This is a genomic window from Marinilactibacillus sp. XAAS-LB27, from assembly GCF_036039175.1.
In the GTDB taxonomy this organism is placed as follows: domain Bacteria; phylum Bacillota; class Bacilli; order Lactobacillales; family Carnobacteriaceae_A; genus Marinilactibacillus.
Map to the genome: position 1 here is coordinate 68,452 of NZ_JAYXKP010000003.1, position 17,146 is coordinate 85,597.

Genomic DNA, 17,146 nt, shown 5'->3' on the forward strand with positions numbered 1-17,146 from the left:
CTCCTGTCTTAAGTCAGTCTGAACAGCTTATCAGCATTCTTCGTGGTTTGAGTAGCAACTTCTTCAATCGAACAGTCTCTCAAGCGCGCAATTTCTTCTGCAACGAACCTTACGTAACTCGGTTCATTTCGCTTTCCGCGATGAGGCATCGGCGTTAGATAAGGCGCATCTGTCTCAATCAGTAATCGATCAAACGGCACTGCTTGAGCAACCTCTTTTACTTCAGGCGCATTCTTAAACGTTACAACCCCACTTAAGGAAATGTGCATCCCTAAATCAAGGAATTTTTCCATCCAATACGTATCGACGTTAAAACTATGCATGATTCCACCAATATCCTGAATCTGTGCTTCTTTTAAAATGTTATAGGTATCTTCCGTCGCATCACGATTATGAATACTAATGGGTAAATTTAATTCTTTAGCGACTTTGATTTGTCTCTTAAAGGCTTCGTGTTGAGATTTTTTTGAAGCGGTATCCCAGTAATAATCCAGTCCCATCTCACCCATCGCAACGACTTTCGGAAGCTGCAACTGCTCAATCAGTTTTTCTTCAACTTGATCTGTATACGTTTCGGAGTCTGTCGGATGCCAGCCAACGATTGAATAAACCCCTTCGTGATCCCGGCTAAGCTGTAATGCTTTTTCAATTGTTGGCGTATCAAATCCTACGATAGCCATCTTTTTAACATTCTGTTTTCTAGCTTCTTCAATCAGTTCAGCTTCTTCGCCTTTGAACTTGTCGACATTCAGATGTGTATGTGTATCAAAAAACATATAAACCAGTTTCCTTTCTTTTCTTATTCTATAACCAGTCAAAACGAAAGAGCCAGGACGATCCCCAGCTCTTTACTGATTACATTTAATCGTTTTTTCACCTTATGCTACGATTGATCCATTAGGCATATGAGCAGGTGCTTCAACAATCGTCAAATTCCCTTTTTCATCTTCTGCAGAAAGAATCATACCCTGACTAATTTCTCCACGCATTTTGCGTGGTTTAAGATTCGCAACAATCACAACTTTTTTGCCAATCAATTGATCGAATTCTGGATAATATTCTGCAATACCTGAAAGAATCTGGCGGTGTCCACCTTCATCATTTGCATCTAGTCGGAACTTCAGTAATTTGTCTGCATTCTCAACTCTTTCACAAGAAATGATTTCAGCTACTTTTAGTTCCACTTTATCAAACACATCGTATTTGATTTCTTTTTCTTTGACTGAAGATAGTTGAACCTCTTCTGGATTCCAGTCGTCTTCTTCCTCTTGAACTGGGCTTGTAGAAGTCATTGCCTCTTGTATAGCTGCAATTTCTTCCTCTTTGTCTAGTCTTGGAAAAATTGGTTCGCCTTTTTTAACAACAGAAGTATTTTCAGGGAATTGCCCGAATACAACTGTTTCCCAAGCAGTACTTTGCTCAGTGATACCTAATTGTTCAAAGATTCTAGCAGGTGTTTCAACGAGCACCGGCTGAAGTAAAATACCAACGATTCTTAGGCTTTCAGCCAAATGAACCATCACACTAGCTAAATCTTCTCTACTGGATTCTTCTTTTGCAAGTACCCACGGCTGTGTCTCATCAATATATTTATTTGTACGAGAAATCAAAGTCCACACTGAAGATAATGCCGAACTAAATTGCATCGTATTCATGTGTTCATTGTATGCTTTTATCGATTCGGTAGCAGTCTGACGTAATGTTTCATCAAATACTGTTACATCGCCTTTATATTCAGGAACTTGACCGTCAAAATATTTGTTGATCATCGCTACCGTACGGTTCAATAGATTCCCAAGGTCATTCGCCAAGTCAAAGTTCATACGGTTAACGAATTCTTCTGGAGTGAAAATGCCGTCACTTCCGAACGTGACTTCACGCATTAGATAATATCTCAAAGCATCCAAACCATAACGTTCAACAAGGAATTCCGGATAAACGACATTTCCTTTAGATTTGGACATTTTTCCATCTTTCATCAATAACCAGCCGTGTGCGAAGATTTGTTTCGGTAATGGCAAGTCAAGAGCCATCAACATGATTGGCCAATAAATGGTATGGAAACGAACGATTTCCTTACCGACCATATGCACGTCTGCTGGCCAGTATTTTCTGAATTGTTCAGGTTGATTTTCAAACCCACCTAAATCGGGATCATACCCCAGAGCTGTAATATAATTAGATAGTGCATCGATCCATACATAAATCACATGTTCAGGATTCGATTTGATTGGAACGCCCCAATCAAATGTTGTACGAGATACAGCTAGATCCTCTAAACCTGGCTTGATAAAATTATTGATCATTTCATTTTTTCTAGATTCTGGAAGAATAAATTCGGGGTGATTTTCGTAGTAATCCAGTAATCGATCCGCGTATTTACTCATCTTAAAGAAATACGATTCTTCTTTTACCCATTCTACTTCGTGTCCACTTGGTGCAATTCCGCCTGTTACATTTCCTACTTCATCGCGATATACTTCTTCGAGCTGTGTTTCTGTAAAGAATTCTTCATCAGAAACAGAGTACCATCCAGCGTAATCTCCTAAATAGATATCGCCTTGTGCAAGAAGTTTTTCAAAAATCTTCGCAACTACTTCTTTGTGCTGTTTATCTGTTGTACGAATAAACTGATCGTTTGAGATCTGAAGTGTTTTCCATAAATCCTGGATACCTTCTGCCATACCATCTACATATTCTTGCGGTGTTTGACCTAGATCTTTTGCTTTTGTTTCGATTTTTTGTCCATGTTCATCTGTTCCGGTTAAATAAAACGTGTCGAATCCTTGTAGTCTCTTATAACGCGCTACAACGTCACATGCAATCGTTGTATAAGCATTACCGATATGCAACTTTCCACTCGGATAATAAATTGGTGTAGTAATGTAAAATGAATTTTCTCCAGACAAATTCGTGTCCTCCTAGATAATTGATACTTATTTATAAAGATGCGCACATCTTATTCGATCGTCTATCATTCTTTAATTGAATACTTGAATAGTATAGCATACAACAACAATAGTTTGAAGACGAGAACCAGAAGCCTGCCTTAGGCTGGTTAGCATATGCGTTTAACTTACAATACATCCTCTTTCCAAGCTGTATTGTATCAAAATCGACGACAAAACATTCAGGCTTGATGTAGTTGACTAACCATTTTTCAAACAAAACCATTGGATAACAAAATAACTGCCCCCATAAACGAGGCAGTTATGCTAGATTTAAGGAATCAAGTTCAGTTTTTTTAGTGCAATTTCAATACCGTCTTCAGAAACATCTTCTGTGATCATATCTGCAACTTGTTTTAGTTCTTTCCAACCATTTCCCATTGAAACGCCTGTTCCAACATGCTGAATCATTTCGAGATCATTCAAACTATCGCCAAAAGCATACGTATCTTGGATATCAATTCCTAGTTCCTGAATGATCCGATCAATTCCTGTAGCTTTAGAAATCCCCGCACTAATCACATCAGCAGTATAATCATTTGACCTTGTAAAGTGAAGTTCCTTGAACTGATTTTTGTAGGCAGTTTCTTCTTTTTTATTTAATTCTAAAAGAACCTGACAAATATCTTTACCTTCAAAGTCTTCTGGTTTCGGTGGTTTTCGAATCAAACGACTAAACAAAGACATCTGGATACGATTTGGAATCAGCTTGCCTATATGTTTCAAGACGCTCAACACAGAGCTCCTTTTGACTAGAGAAATGAAGGAGTTACTATAAATATCTTCTGTTCCACATAGCACAATCCCTTTCCGATCTTGTGCAGCCTTTTCCATTAGACGACTCAACACGTCCTGAGGTAAAGGATTTGTAAATATTGGTACCCCTTCTAAGACAACCAACTGGCCATTCATGGCGATATAGCTGTCGATTTCCAGTTCTTTTCTAACTTCTTCTAACAAGACTGTTGCTCTACCTGTTGCAATAACCGGTAAAATACCTTGTTGTTTTAGAGCTTTTATAGCTCTCTTAGTGGAATCAGGAACGTGATTCTGACTTGATACCAGTGTACCGTCGATATCAAAAAATACAACTTTCTTCATAGACAAACTCGCTTCCCTAAAAAAATTTGTAATACTCTATTTTTATAATCCTTCAAATGGCTCGTAAGGGTTTATTTGTAGAACTTTTCTAGTCTCTATTATACCATTCTCTTCACTTTAATCATACTAAATGAAAAAGGGGCTAGAATATTTTCTAGCCCCTTTTTACCACTTACTATTCGTTTATTCTTTCTATTAATCTGTATCTCCTGGATTTGCCCAGATGAGTTCACTCAAAGCTTCAAGTAAATCAGGATCGATATCTAGTGCTAGTAAACCACTGATCACTCTGGCACTATTTCTACTTTTACGTACTGTTGTATAAATTTTCTCTTTTAAATTCGTTGATAACTGTGCTCGGTCTAGAAAACTGAATACTTCTCCAAGCATATCGTTTTTCTTGGCTGAAACGCCTTTGAATCTCACAAAGTACCAAGCATCGATATCTTGTTCCGGAATCTCAATTGTCGTGAATCGACCTTTTTTCGTGACCTTCACATCCACTTTTTGATCTTTTACGTATACTTCTGGTTCGTCATCATATGAGAATCCTACGAAAGTTAAATTGAATTGTCTTTTTTCCGGTAGACAATGTAGATTACCTTCTGGCTGCTGGATCTGGAATATGGACCAGTCGGTATCTTTTTCATGCCATTTCAACGACATCTTCGTTGTACCGTATTCTGTATCTTTTGCAAACCCATCATCTTCGTACATAGAAAAACTACCATCTGCTCCTGCAAAAATTTTGATATCCATGTTTTTAGGATTATCTGTCCCATTTTCACATCTTTGATCCATTGGAACGATTCCGCCGGCTTTAGCAAATACTGGCATAGTTGAAGAAGGTCTATATACATCAAGAACTCTTCCACCTTCGTATACTCTACCGTTAAAGAAATCAATCCACATACCTTCCGGCAACCATGTTTTGACACGGGCTAACCTTAAGTCTCCTTTATTCGGTGACGTGATCGGTGCAACCAGCAATTGCGTACCAAAGTAGTATTGGTTTGGCACATCATATGCCTCATTTTCCCATGGGTGGTGATAGTACATTGGACGTATCAATGGGAAGTTATCTTTATTGGTTAAGACATTCATCGTATACAAATAAGGGATCATTTTATGTCTTAACTGCATGAAATCCGTAACGATTTTTTCGGCTTTCGCACCGTATCTCCAAGGTTCTTTCCCGCTGAATTCACCATCCTGACTGTGAAGTCTGTTAATAGGTGAAAAGACGCCAAACTGAACCCATCGGATAAATAATTCACTATCTTTGACACCGCCGAGATGCCCACCGATATCGTGACTCCACCAATTGTATCCTACATTTGATGCAGTGGATGTAAAGTAAGGCTGAAAATCTAGTGCATCCCATGTTGAAGCCGTGTCTCCAGAAAACCCGATTGGATAACGGTGAGAACCTAGCCCTGCATAGCGTGAAAAGATTAGTGGACGATCGTTTCCTCTTCCATGATCAAGAAAATGATAATGATTTAGCATCCAAAGCGGATCCAACCCTTCCACTTTTGTGACGCTTCCCTGCTGCCAATCTATCCACCAGAAATCAACACCGATTTCTTCGTGGGGATGATGAAGATATTCAAAATAAGCATTTAAAAATTCTGTGTCTGCAATGTCAAAGCTTATTGGCTCATTGTTTTCGACATCCACGTTGAGTTCTTTAGCCATTGGTTCGTACATTTCTTCAAATGGCTGAACACCGTTTGCCGGATGTAAATTCAAAGTTGTTCTCATTCCATGTTTATGGAGCCAGTTCAAAAATTCTTCCGGTTCCGGGAATAATTCTTTGTTCCAAGTGTAACCAGTCCATCCCGATCCATATTCTGGTGGAATATCTGTTACGTGCCAGTCCATATCAAGCACCGCTACAGAAAATGGAATTTTCTTTTCTTCAAATTTTCGAACGAGTTTTTTATAACCAGACTCTGAGTAGGCATAGTAACGACTCCACCAGTTTCCTAAAGCATATCTAGGTAGCATAGGTGTGTGTCCTGTCAATTGGTGATAATCTCTTAGTGTTCCTAAATAATCTCGCCCATACCCTAAGAAATAGATATCCACGATATCTCCGGGTCTCTTTTCAACCCAACCATCATCTGTAAGACGCATTGAGCTACTATCATCAATGATAGAATAACCATTCTTGCTCATCAAACCTTCTTCAAGTTCAATTTCACCATCTGAAAAATCTAAGGTTCTAGCTGTTCCTTTTAGTGTATCTGGTTGATCTCCGAAATACCAACTACTATGGTATAGACTGTAATTACCTAAGGCTTCAATGTGTAAATTATTTTTAGTGAAACCGCCTCGCTCCTTATGAAAATTCAAATGAACATGAGACGTGATAATTTCAATATAATCGTCTGTTTCTTTTAACTTAAATTCAGGTGTTTCAAAATTTCGGTTCAATACTGTCTGAGTAGCAGAATCTTCAAAGTCTGCGCTCGGATCATATTCTACTCGAATCATCGCTGATGTTAATACAGAAAAGCGATAATTCCCCCAAATAATTTGAGATTCCTCGGGAGCCACTGGTTCTACTTCGATTTTAAATGTTTCTTTTCTTTTGGTTACCAAATGATCGTCTTCCTTTCTGCTAATAACTGTTGTAGTTCAGTTTATCATATCTAAAAGTGTGATAGAACTGCTTTGTCTTTTTTCAGTAGAATTGAAGTGATTCTTTTATTGAATGATGAAACTATCTATTTCACTGACATATAAGCTTATCAAACTGAAACTTGTTGACTAATGATTTTCTATAAATTATACTGAACGCTATATAGAATACAAATTGCTATGAATAGGCAAAGTAGTTTGACTGTCACTGTCTCAGGAAGCGAATGGATGCTGAAAATTCGCACACACAGATCGAATGAATTACACCTTGGAGCGAACCTTTGCGGGCGCTACCCAGCGTTATGGGTATGAGTGGAAATAAGTGGAATGGCTTATTTCAATCAGGGTGGTACCACGGCTATGTTCGTCCCGGTAAAAAGTATAGACTTTTTATGGGGATTTTTTTGTGTTCAGATTTTGATTTTTTTATTAAGGGGGTGATTGTACTGAATGACTATGCATATAAAACACATTTCGGCGTTTACGGCGTCTGTATAAAACAGAATGCGTTGCTCTGTATTCTAAAAAACTCTGGTCCTTACCAGTATCGTTATGATTTACCTGGTGGTAGTCAAGAATCTGGCGAAGGGCTAACGGAGACCCTTGTAAGAGAAGTACTTGAAGAAACTGGGCGTAAAGTTTTACAGTATGACTCCCCCAGGATATATGATGCGTTTATTCACTCCGAAAAACTAAATTTCCCTACACATCATGTTTTCGCATTATATACGGTATTGCTTAGCGAAACAGTTGAAGACTTACCAAAATTTGTGGTAGATGGTTTGAATGATTCAGAAGGTGCCTGTTGGATTCCTTTAGAAGAATTGACGACAGAAAACGCTTCTCCACTGATTTTAAAAGCCCTTGAAGAACAAAGAAAAGGACCCTTTTTATTGGATAAAATGCATTTCAGTAATTGGAATGTTCGTACAGCTTTTGAAGACAAAACAACTGACTATAGGAGATGAAGAATGAATATATTAGAAGAACTGGAATGGCGCGGAGCTATTAACCAGCAAACAGATGAAGAAGGTCTAAAGAAATTAACGGATGAAGAAAGTATTGCTTTATACTGCGGAATTGACCCTTCTGGAGATAGCATGCATGTTGGGCATTTGATTCCCTTTATGATCTTGAAAAGATTTCAGCTTGCTGGACATAAACCCGTCATTTTAATTGGCGGTGGTACTGGATCAATCGGTGATCCAAGTGGGCGTAACTCTGAACGTGTCCTTCAAACAATGGACCAAATTGTTGCCAATGCAGAAAAACTTAGTGGACAAATGCGTCAACTATTTGAAGCTGGATCTGAGCACTCAGGTATTAAACTCGTGAACAATTACGATTGGTTGAGTGGTTTGAGCTTTCTTGATTTCCTGAGAGATTTTGGTAAAGAATTCAATATCAATACGATGCTGGCAAAAGATGTTGTAGCGAACCGTATGGATACGGGTATTTCATTTACTGAATTTAGCTACCAAATCATCCAGTCCGTCGACTTTCTACACTTATTTCAGAATGAAGAGGTTAAACTACAGATTGGTGGATCTGACCAATGGGGAAATATTACTGCCGGTCTCGACTTGATTCGTAAAAAAGAAGGCTCTGAAGCGAAAGCCTTTGGCCTAACGATTCCACTACTACTCAAAGCGGACGGCACTAAATTTGGCAAATCAGCAGAAGGTGCCATCTGGCTAGATCCTGAAAAAACAACACCTTACGAATTTTACCAATTCTGGTTCAACCAAGATGACCGTGATATTGTGAAATACCTGAAATACTTTACTTTCTTATCTAAAGAAGACATTGATGCGCTAGCGGAACAGGTAGAAACTGAACCACATAAACGGGCTGCTCAAAAAGCGTTAGCTGAAGAAATGACGACATTTGTTCATGGACAAGGAGCGCTAGACGAGGCTCTTAAAATTTCAAAAGCCCTATTTTCTGGAGAAATTCAAGATCTTACAGCAGATCAAATTGCGACAACCTTTAAGGATGTACCTTCTTCTCAAGCCAAAAAAGGCACGCATAATTTAGTTGAGTTCCTAGTAGATATTACAGGAATCGAACCTTCTCGTCGTCAAGCTCGTGAAGATATTAAAAATGGTGCCATCACAATTAAAGGAGAAAAAATTCAAGATGTTGATTACGAGTTATCTGAAAAAGATAGCTTCGAGAACCAATTTGTAATCGTTCGACGAGGTAAGAAAAAATACTTCTTAGTGAATCTGGAAGATTAAAAAAAACGACTGACTCGTCTATTGTTATCGAGTCAGTCGTTTTTCTTTTAGTTAAAGAATCCTGTTATAGCTTCCCAGATCGAACGGAAGAAATTCCCGATTTGATCAAATAATCCACTTTCTTCAGCTTGCTGGAACGCATCTCCGAATCGGTCACGGATGTTACTAGATAATTGTTCTAGTTGTTCTTTTACTTGCGCCGAATCAATTGCGCCTGTCTGTTGATATTTTTCAAAGAAAGCCAGCAAACGATCCAACTGGTCTTGTGAAATCACATTTTGCAGATTGTTGTTTTCTAATGCATCGTTGATGATTTGCTCAATATCTTCTCTTGTAGCCAGTTCTCCTTGGCGTTCTTTTAAATCTGCTAGTTGCTGTTTGATTTCAACAATTGCCTGATCAAAGCGAGAGGTATCGAAGTCAGATTCAGCGTTGTTTTCCTGTGCAATCTGATTAGTTGTTTCAAGCTCCTCTTGCGCTACTTCCATACGGTCCTGATCTAATTCTTCACCATTCACGTCGAAGGCTTTGTAAATCCCAGTCAAGGCACTTTCACCAGTTACAGGACGAATACTCGCTACCATGATCGTCACATCCTCTACCCCAGCAGTGATGGCTGCATTCGCATACTGTTCTTGTGTAATTTGAGTGATATCATCCGGCGTTTCAATTAGTACCTCTACACCCGAACCTTCATTTTCTCTTTGAACGAGCACAGAAGAAATCATACTTGCTGTATTTCCTGATCCAGTTCCTAAGTATTGCTGCAAATCAGCTCCCGTAACATCCACGCTAGCCACATTATCCATATTATCTATTCTCAAGATATCAGCTGTTTCCTGAACTTGGTCCTGATTCAGCCCACCACCGTAAACAAAAGTTGGTAATCCCCACGCTTCGTTTACTACACTCGTATCGATTCCAGCTGCTTCCACGGGTTGAGCCGTGTTAAAAGCCGCAACAGAAGTCATCGTCGTTAATACTGCTATCGCTTTTAGAAAAGTTCTTTTTAACTGTTTCATCTATTAAGCTTCCTTTCAAAATCACTTTAATTGAATTACTCTATTCTCATTATATCGACTCTGTAGTCTGTTTGCACTGATTTAGGCAAATCTATAACGTTTCTTAAAGTTTCCACTCACTTAAATGATTCTTTTATCCCAATCAATATAAAAAAAGAGCCCTTTCCAAAACATACTTGGAAGGACTCTTCAACTTTTCAATAGCGTTTAAACAAAGGATAATCTTACAGTTGATTCAACGCTTCTTCAATACTTTGATCTCCTGTTGTTACGTCAAATGATTGACGATACGTGCGTTCGTGATCTAATGATTGAGCAATCAGATCCGCCACATCTTTTCTTGGAATCGTTACTGGATCCGTAAATTCGTTCATAGCTCTAGTTAACGAAACTTTACCAATTGCAGGTTCATTTTCAAGCATACCTGGACGAACAATTGTATAGTTCAAGTCACTGTTTAATAAAAATTTGTCTGCATAATGCTTAGCAGCATAATAAGGTTTCATATCTTCATTCCAGTTATCTCTAACATCTGCCTGGAAAGCACTAATCATGATGAACCGTTTGATATTCATATCTTCTGCAGCTTCCATCACTTTCACTGCCCCGTCTAAATCAATCATAACGGTTTTATCTATACCGGTGCTTCCGCCAGATCCAGCTGCGAATACAATAGCGTCAATATTGTCCATTTGTTTCTTGATATCTTGTACTGAACTCTCCAAGTTACCCAGACGTGCTTCGATTCCTTTTTCTTTGAATTTATCTACTTGTTCTTGTTTTCTAACGAATGCAATCGGTGTATGGTTTCCCTCTTCTTTTAACTGTTCAACGAGGTGCGTTCCAATCTGTCCGTTTGCTCCAACAACTAATACTTGCATCAATGATCGCTCCTTCAATTTTTGTCTATACTTACTTTAACAAAGTTAGAAATAAAAACCAATGATTACAACTTATCTCCGTATAAATGTGCGCGAAGTTTTTGATTTTTCTCATCAAAGCGTTTGTTGTGAGAAGAAACTTTTGCTTTTGGTTTTGCATCCGGATCTAGATTTAATTTTATATGGTTGACTGCATTCCCCGCATCATTGAAAGCTCCAGCAATCAGTCTAAGTTTACCGTCGAAGTCCATTGTATCCCCACAAGCATAGAGTCCTTCTATATTGGTAATTCCTTTAGAGTCACCTTTAATTAAATATCCATTATCTACAAGCTCAAGATCTAATTTTTCATTATCGTGAAAGAAATTCGCTTGTCGATCAATCCCAATGTTTACGATGACTTCATCGACAGAAATCTGTTCTTCAATACCAGTCTGATTATGAAATAAAGTAACTGCGGCGACTTTTGTCTGTGTATGATCTGGAATAAGCTTTTTTATTTCTGTATGTGTTTTGATAGTGGTAGAAGACTTCTCCAGTTTGCTCAATTGTGCTTCGTGCGCTTTAAACTGATCGTTTCTATGAATCAAGGTCATCTCTTTTGCTAGAGGTTCAATCTCATTAGCCCAATCGATTGAAGAATTCCCTCCACCAATCATTAAGACTCGTTTTCCCTTGAAGTATTCTAGTTCTTTGATCTGATAATGTACGTTTGTACGTTCAAATTTTATGGCATCTTCTAATGGCAGTTTTTTAGGTTGTGCTATTCCAGTTCCCGTCGCCAGTATCACTTTACGACTAAGAAAGGTTTCCCCTGAAGAACCCGTTGCGACAAATAAATCATCTATTTTCTCTAATTTTACAATCTGTTCATTTAAGTACACTGTTGGATCGAACGTTTTCCCCTGTTCCACCAATTGATCAATCAACTCTCCACCACCAATTGGCGTAATACCGCCCACATCCCAGATCAGTTTCTGTGGATAAAAATTAATCTTCCCACCTAAGCGATCTCTTAACTCTATAATTTGAACAGATAAATCACGCATCCCTGCATAAAATGCTGCGTAAAGTCCTGCTGATCCTCCGCCTATAATCGTAATATCTTTCATTTCAGTTGATTGATTTGTTGTTTCCATCATTCGCAACACCCACCCCTAATTGATAATGATTCTCAATATCAATTATAGAGGTCTTCTTCTTTGTCCACAAGTTATATCCATATAGAAAAAAACAGACCTCTTAAAGGTTGCTTCCGATCTTTAACATCAGAGCATTCCTTAAGGGGACTGTTTTTAGTGACTTAATTGATAACTCAATAGTGTTGGTTTCCCTGTGTGTGGATCTGTGACGATACTGGCTTCAATATCAAAAACTTCACGAAGCACTTCCGTTTTCATGACTTCTTCAGGCGAGCCTGTCTGAATAATTTTCCCTTTTCTGATTGCAATCAAATGATCTGCGAATCTAGCTGCGTGGTTCAAGTCATGCAAGACCATTACAATTGTCCGATTGAGTGTTTGATTCAATGACTCCAGTACTTGAAGAACTTCCAGCTGATGAGCCATATCCAGATAAGTGGTTGGTTCATCCAACAGAAGGCAATCGGTATCTTGCGCTAGTGCCATTGCAATCCAAACGCGTTGTTTTTGTCCACCTGAAAGAGAACTGACTGAACGATCCGCTTGATTTAAAAGCTGCGTCTGATCTAGTGCCCAATGGATCTTTTCCCAGTCATGTGCTTTTAATTGTCCAAATCCTTTTTGATAAGGCGCGCGGCCATAAGATACGAGTTCTTTAACTGTGATATCTTCTGGGGTCTGGGGCGCTTGTGTCAATATCGCAATCTCCTGAGCGATTGCTTTAGTGGATTCCTTGTGGATACTTTTCCCATCTATCATAGCTGTTCCACTTGATGGTTTAAGGAGGCGAGCAACGGTCTTCAACAACGTGGACTTCCCGCAACCATTTGGCCCGATAATACAAGTAATTTTAGATTTAGGTATCGTAACTGAAAGCTCTGAAATAATCTCTTGTTTACCGTACCCTACGGTCATTGCTTTTGTCCGGATTTCTGACATGCTCTATCCTCCTCTCCTCTTCATATTGCTTTTTATTTTGTAATACTATCGACTACATTGTCTAGAACTTGTTCACTTGCAATCGGACCATAATAAAGCCAAGAAGTTTCTGGTCCATACTGATAAACTTGATCCTGTTGGACTGCTGGAATATTTTGCCATAGTCTATCTTCAAACAGTTCGGCTTCAGGTCCATCACTGTTTACAAAGAATAAATGATCTACATCCATTTGCGCCAGTTCTTCAAGCGAAATCGCGGCCCAGTCAGCGTCGCTGGATAAATTGGATACAACTTCTGGAATTTCTAGACCAAGATCTCCATACATGACAGCGCCACTAGAACGCTCAGGATGCACAACAAACAAACTATTATTGACCATCCACACCGCAGCTGCTGATTCACTATCTGCAACAGCTGATAGCTCTTCTGCTTTCTCTTGTGCTTTTGCATCGTAAGTTTCTAGAACGGACTCTGCTTTGCCTTCCATTCCCAGTACTTCTCCAACTTCAGTCAATGTCTCGCGCCATTCAGTTGGGCTGGACTTCAATACATAAGTTGGTGCAATCTGTGCATACTGTTCATACATATCTTGCTCAACAGCATCACGTATAATCATCAAGTCAGGTTCATACTCCAATACAGACTCGTAAGGTAAATCATGCGGAATCAACGGTACGCCAGATAAATCTTCTTGAAGATAATCCTGAATGCTTTCACCGTCGGAAACAGACCACTGAGCTACGGGGGTTACATCCAAAGAAACAAGATAATCTTCAAGGTACGAGCCAAGAACCTTTTCAGGATTACTTGGAATCTCGACTTCGTTTCCTAATCCATCTATAAGTGTTTTCGGGCCTTCTGCAGCTTCTTCTGGTATTTCGGTTGTCTCTTCTTCTGGTGCTTCAACCTGACTGTTTCCGCATGCCGCTAACATAAAGCTGGCACTAAGCATGACACTCGTTGTCCATAAATGTTTCATTTTAAATTCCTCCATTTTTATGCTTCTGTTGTGATTAAAAGATAGATAAAATAAGGCGCTCCTAGAAAAGCTACAATCAATCCGACCGGCAATTCAGAAGGCGCAAAGAGATTTCTGGCAATCATATCGGAAATAAGTAAGATTAGGGCTCCTATGCAGGCCGCCGTTGGTACAAGTCGCTGGTGTTTGTTCCCAACCAGTTTTCTTGCAATGTGTGGCGCCCCTAAGCCAAGAAATGAAATCCCACCTGCTACCGATACACTTGCACCAGTAAGTGCAACAGCTATCGCAACCAACTTAATTCTTTCCCGTTCTGTATTTATACCAAGCCCTGTTGCCATTTCATCTCCTAGCTGTAGTAAATTCAAAGTTCTAGATTTATACAAACTTAAAGGAATCAAAATGAATACCCAAGGCAGTAAACTGATTACAGCTGACCAATGGGCGTTCCAGATCGATCCAGATAGCCAGACAGTGACCTGATTAAAGGCACTCTGGTTCATTCTCAACTGAAACAGCGTTAGTACAGCACCAAACCCAGCATTTACACCGATTCCTACTAGAATCAACCGAATTGGAGTGACACCATTTTTCCAAGCAACGATATAAATACAACAAGCCGCTAATAGTCCGCCTAAAAACGCAGCAAACGGTAGCGTCATCATTTGTCCTAACGGTGAAGTAGTTTCTCGGTTAGAAACATACGTCAAATAAAGAACAACAGACAACCCGGCTCCGGCATTGATACCAAGGATTCCTGGATCTGCTAGCTCGTTTTGAGTGATTCCTTGAAGCAAGGTCCCCGCGACGCCTAGTGCAGCTCCTGCCAAAATGGCGATAAAGAGGCGTGGCAGCCTGAATTCAAAAAGTAATAGTTCATTACGCCTACTCCCCTCTCCAAGAGCCGTTTCCACTAATTCGCTGGGTGAGATGGCCAAGTGCCCCGTAGCTAAACTAAGTATCCCCATCAGGATAATGATAAAGATCAGAGCTAGTATTAAGTAGTGAATATTTTTAAAGATCATTTTGTGTGTATTCAGATGAGTCCACCTCCTTCTCTTCTGGCCAAGAAAAGGAAGAATGGTACGCCAATCAACGCGGTCAAAGCGCCAACAGGTGTTTCATATGGTGGGTTAACCATACGTGCAGCAATATCTGCTGTCACTAGTAACCAGGCTCCAATAACTGCTGAGAAGGGTATCAACCAGCGGTAATCCATTCCTATCATTTTTTTAGTTATGTGTGGAATGATTAATCCTATAAATCCAATTGTACCGGAGATGGATACAGCCGTCCCTGTTAGTAATAGAACAATCAAAATGCCGCAAACTCTGACGAGTCCGGTTCTTTGTCCAAGACCTTTCGCGACTTCATCCCCTAGACTCATCAGTGTCAAGGAACGAGATAGCAAACCAGCAGATACAAACCCGATTACAGCAATGATTAGTGCGAGACGCACACTACTCGCTGGTATCCCTGCTATATTTCCTGCATACCAAAAGCTGATATCACGGGTTACATTAAAGTACATTGCAAGCATCGTAGAGGCAGACTGCAACAATGCACTGACAGCAGCGCCAGCTAACGCCAATTTAACAGGTGTCAGTCCTCTTTTAGAAAATAAACCTACAGAGAAAACCATACTTGCTCCTATACCGGCACCGGTAAATGCCCATAAGATCAAACCGAATTGACTAGTGTGAGGAAAAAATGCTAAAGCAAGAGCCATCATAAAGCCCGCACCTGAACTAACACCCATTATTGAAGGCGAGGCTAAAGGATTACGGGTTAGCCCTTGCATAATAACCCCAGATATCGCAAGAAACGCACCAATCAAAGCAGCTGCCAGTACTCTAGGAAATCTTAAATCATATAGAATCAAATGCTGCGTGTTTTGTACGTCAAAATGCATCAGCGATTCTCTGATCACTGTCCAGTTAATCTGTGCCGCTCCATAAGAGACAGAAAGAATCATCGTAACCAATAGTATCGCAAGACTGATCACAAAATACGTAGCAGCAGATCTAGATTGAAATCGTTTAAGAATTCGTTGTTTTGTTGCTTTCTTGTTCAATTGTCTTTTTCTAATTTGTTCCATAGTCATTCCTTTTCTGTGATGTAGACAATTTATAAATAGTAACGTTCTTTCTTTTCCTGATTTTTATCATTAAATTTATCATTATGAGAAGAGACTGGCGCTTTTTCTTCCGCCGTTGGATCCAAGGCAAGCTTGATCTGGTTAACGGCATTCGCAGCATCATTGTATGCACCAGCTATCAAACGAACTTTCCCCTCAAAATCTAATATATCACCAATGGCATAAACCCCTTCAACAGCCGTCTCAGCTCTGGAAGAACCCTCGATATAGTAATCATCTTTCAGATTGAACTTCAAAGCAGGATTATGATGAAAATTCAATTCATTGTCGAATCCAATATTTACAATCAGTTCATCCAACTCAATCAGTTCATCATGATCGGCTTGATTGTTTCTGACTCGTATAGATTGAATATATTGCCCCGAGGAGTCTGGAATCAATTCTTTGACCAGTGTATGTGTATGTATGATCGCATCAGAATTCCAAAGCTTTCTAGTATTGAATTCATGTGCTTTGAAGGTTTCACTTCTGTGAATCAGATGGACCTCCCCAGCTACCTCAAGCAAATCGTTTGCCCAGTCCACTGCTGAATTCCCTCCACCAACAATCACCACTTTTTTATCTTTGAAATGATTTAATCTGTATACATTGTGATGTAAATTAGCTTCTTCAAAATGACTAGCATACTGTAGAGGTAATCTTTTAGGATTGAACAATCCTCCACCTGTAGCAACAATGATTTGCTTACTTAGAAAAGTGTCTCCTGAATCACTAACTGTTTCAAACAAATGATCTTCTGTTTTTTCAAATGTGGTGATTTTTGTGTTTAACACAACTTCTGGGTCAAACGTCAGACCTTGTTCAACCATTTGATCAATAAGCTTAGCACCAGTAACTGCTGGTAACGCACCAACATCCCAGATCAACTTTTCAGGATAAAAATGTACTTTCCCACCAAGAGATTTTTGAGTATCGATAAGACGCACCGTTAAATCACGCATGCCTGCATAAAAAGCTGCGTATAATCCAGCTGGACCTCCGCCAATAATCGTTATGTCCTTAACAGTCATGATTCAACGCTCCTTTTTCTAAATCAGTCTATAGTGAGAATGATTATCACTTGCAACTTAGTTATAGCATTCACAAGTT

The 17,146-nt window shown here is 39.4% G+C and carries 14 protein-coding genes and 1 other annotated feature; of the genes, 2 read left to right on the top strand and 12 right to left on the bottom strand.

The window, feature by feature from the left end:
- Positions 1–8: 8 nt before the first annotated feature.
- The 4 genes from VXN63_RS05265 to VXN63_RS05280 form a co-directional block, all read right to left on the bottom strand.
- On the bottom strand, positions 9–776 hold the full coding sequence (locus VXN63_RS05265) for a TatD family hydrolase (protein WP_327756939.1): 768 nt from the start codon (positions 774–776) through the stop codon (positions 9–11).
- 102 nt (positions 777–878) lie between these two features.
- Entirely contained in the window at positions 879–2,909 is a 2,031-nt protein-coding gene (gene metG, locus VXN63_RS05270) for a methionine--tRNA ligase (protein ID WP_327756940.1), read from the bottom strand.
- 312 nt (positions 2,910–3,221) lie between these two features.
- Positions 3,222–4,049, bottom strand: a complete 828-nt coding sequence (locus VXN63_RS05275; protein ID WP_327756941.1) for a Cof-type HAD-IIB family hydrolase — start codon at positions 4,047–4,049, stop codon at positions 3,222–3,224.
- 195 nt (positions 4,050–4,244) lie between these two features.
- Positions 4,245–6,656 (bottom strand): glycoside hydrolase family 31 protein, encoded by a 2,412-nt coding sequence (locus VXN63_RS05280; RefSeq protein WP_327756942.1) that lies wholly within the window; start codon positions 6,654–6,656, stop codon positions 4,245–4,247.
- Positions 6,657–6,866: 210 nt separating this feature from the next.
- Positions 6,867–7,070 (top strand) — a binding site (T-box leader).
- 62 nt (positions 7,071–7,132) lie between these two features.
- Here VXN63_RS05280 and VXN63_RS05285 point away from each other — a divergent pair.
- A complete protein-coding gene (locus tag VXN63_RS05285) occupies positions 7,133–7,663 on the top strand; it encodes an NUDIX hydrolase (RefSeq protein ID WP_327756943.1) in 531 nt (176 codons plus the stop codon).
- Between the two features lie 3 nt (positions 7,664–7,666).
- On the top strand, positions 7,667–8,935 hold the full coding sequence (gene tyrS, locus VXN63_RS05290) for a tyrosine--tRNA ligase (RefSeq protein WP_327756944.1): 1,269 nt from the start codon (positions 7,667–7,669) through the stop codon (positions 8,933–8,935).
- Positions 8,936–8,982: 47 nt separating this feature from the next.
- On the opposite strand, the gene VXN63_RS05295 is transcribed toward tyrS, so the two are convergent.
- The 8 genes from VXN63_RS05295 to VXN63_RS05330 all read right to left on the bottom strand — a co-directional run bounded on the left by VXN63_RS05295 (position 8,983) and on the right by VXN63_RS05330 (position 17,067).
- Positions 8,983–9,957, bottom strand: a complete 975-nt coding sequence (locus tag VXN63_RS05295) for a DUF1002 domain-containing protein (RefSeq protein WP_327756945.1) — start codon at positions 9,955–9,957, stop codon at positions 8,983–8,985.
- A 224-nt stretch (positions 9,958–10,181) separates the two neighbouring features.
- Positions 10,182–10,838, bottom strand: coding sequence for an SDR family oxidoreductase (locus VXN63_RS05300; RefSeq protein WP_327756946.1), 657 nt, complete (start codon positions 10,836–10,838; stop codon positions 10,182–10,184).
- Positions 10,839–10,903: 65 nt separating this feature from the next.
- Complete coding sequence (locus tag VXN63_RS05305; RefSeq protein WP_327756947.1) at positions 10,904–11,980, bottom strand: NAD(P)/FAD-dependent oxidoreductase; 1,077 nt, start codon at positions 11,978–11,980, stop codon at positions 10,904–10,906.
- Between the two features lie 153 nt (positions 11,981–12,133).
- A complete protein-coding gene (locus VXN63_RS05310) occupies positions 12,134–12,919 on the bottom strand; it encodes an ABC transporter ATP-binding protein (RefSeq protein WP_327756948.1) in 786 nt (261 codons plus the stop codon).
- A 32-nt stretch (positions 12,920–12,951) separates the two neighbouring features.
- The gene (locus VXN63_RS05315) at positions 12,952–13,899 is read right to left on the bottom strand and encodes an ABC transporter substrate-binding protein (RefSeq protein ID WP_327756949.1); all 948 of its coding nucleotides are present in this window, start codon (positions 13,897–13,899) and stop codon (positions 12,952–12,954) included.
- Between the two features lie 17 nt (positions 13,900–13,916).
- On the bottom strand, positions 13,917–14,924 hold the full coding sequence (locus VXN63_RS05320; protein WP_327756950.1) for a FecCD family ABC transporter permease: 1,008 nt from the start codon (positions 14,922–14,924) through the stop codon (positions 13,917–13,919).
- 11 nt (positions 14,925–14,935) lie between these two features.
- A complete protein-coding gene (locus VXN63_RS05325; RefSeq protein ID WP_327756951.1) occupies positions 14,936–15,997 on the bottom strand; it encodes a FecCD family ABC transporter permease in 1,062 nt (353 codons plus the stop codon).
- Between the two features lie 29 nt (positions 15,998–16,026).
- Positions 16,027–17,067: an NAD(P)/FAD-dependent oxidoreductase gene (locus tag VXN63_RS05330; RefSeq protein ID WP_327756952.1), complete on the bottom strand. Its 1,041-nt coding sequence runs from the start codon at positions 17,065–17,067 to the stop codon at positions 16,027–16,029.
- Positions 17,068–17,146 lie beyond the last annotated feature (79 nt).

Excerpts from the sequence above, each read along its gene's own strand:
- VXN63_RS05265 (WP_327756939.1), bottom strand. The coding sequence starts at position 776 with ATGTTTTTTGATACACATACACATCTGAATGTCGACAAGTTCAAAGGC.
- VXN63_RS05275 (WP_327756941.1), bottom strand. The coding sequence starts at position 4,049 with ATGAAGAAAGTTGTATTTTTTGATATCGACGGTACACTGGTATCAAGT.
- tyrS (WP_327756944.1), top strand. The coding sequence starts at position 7,667 with ATGAATATATTAGAAGAACTGGAATGGCGCGGAGCTATTAACCAGCAA.
- VXN63_RS05295 (WP_327756945.1), bottom strand. The coding sequence starts at position 9,957 with ATGAAACAGTTAAAAAGAACTTTTCTAAAAGCGATAGCAGTATTAACG.
- VXN63_RS05300 (WP_327756946.1), bottom strand. The coding sequence starts at position 10,838 with ATGCAAGTATTAGTTGTTGGAGCAAACGGACAGATTGGAACGCACCTC.
- VXN63_RS05305 (WP_327756947.1), bottom strand. The coding sequence starts at position 11,980 with ATGATGGAAACAACAAATCAATCAACTGAAATGAAAGATATTACGATT.
- VXN63_RS05310 (WP_327756948.1), bottom strand. The coding sequence starts at position 12,919 with ATGTCAGAAATCCGGACAAAAGCAATGACCGTAGGGTACGGTAAACAA.
- VXN63_RS05315 (WP_327756949.1), bottom strand. The coding sequence starts at position 13,899 with ATGAAACATTTATGGACAACGAGTGTCATGCTTAGTGCCAGCTTTATG.
- VXN63_RS05320 (WP_327756950.1), bottom strand. The coding sequence starts at position 14,924 with ATGATCTTTAAAAATATTCACTACTTAATACTAGCTCTGATCTTTATC.
- VXN63_RS05325 (WP_327756951.1), bottom strand. The coding sequence starts at position 15,997 with ATGGAACAAATTAGAAAAAGACAATTGAACAAGAAAGCAACAAAACAA.
- VXN63_RS05330 (WP_327756952.1), bottom strand. The coding sequence starts at position 17,067 with ATGACTGTTAAGGACATAACGATTATTGGCGGAGGTCCAGCTGGATTA.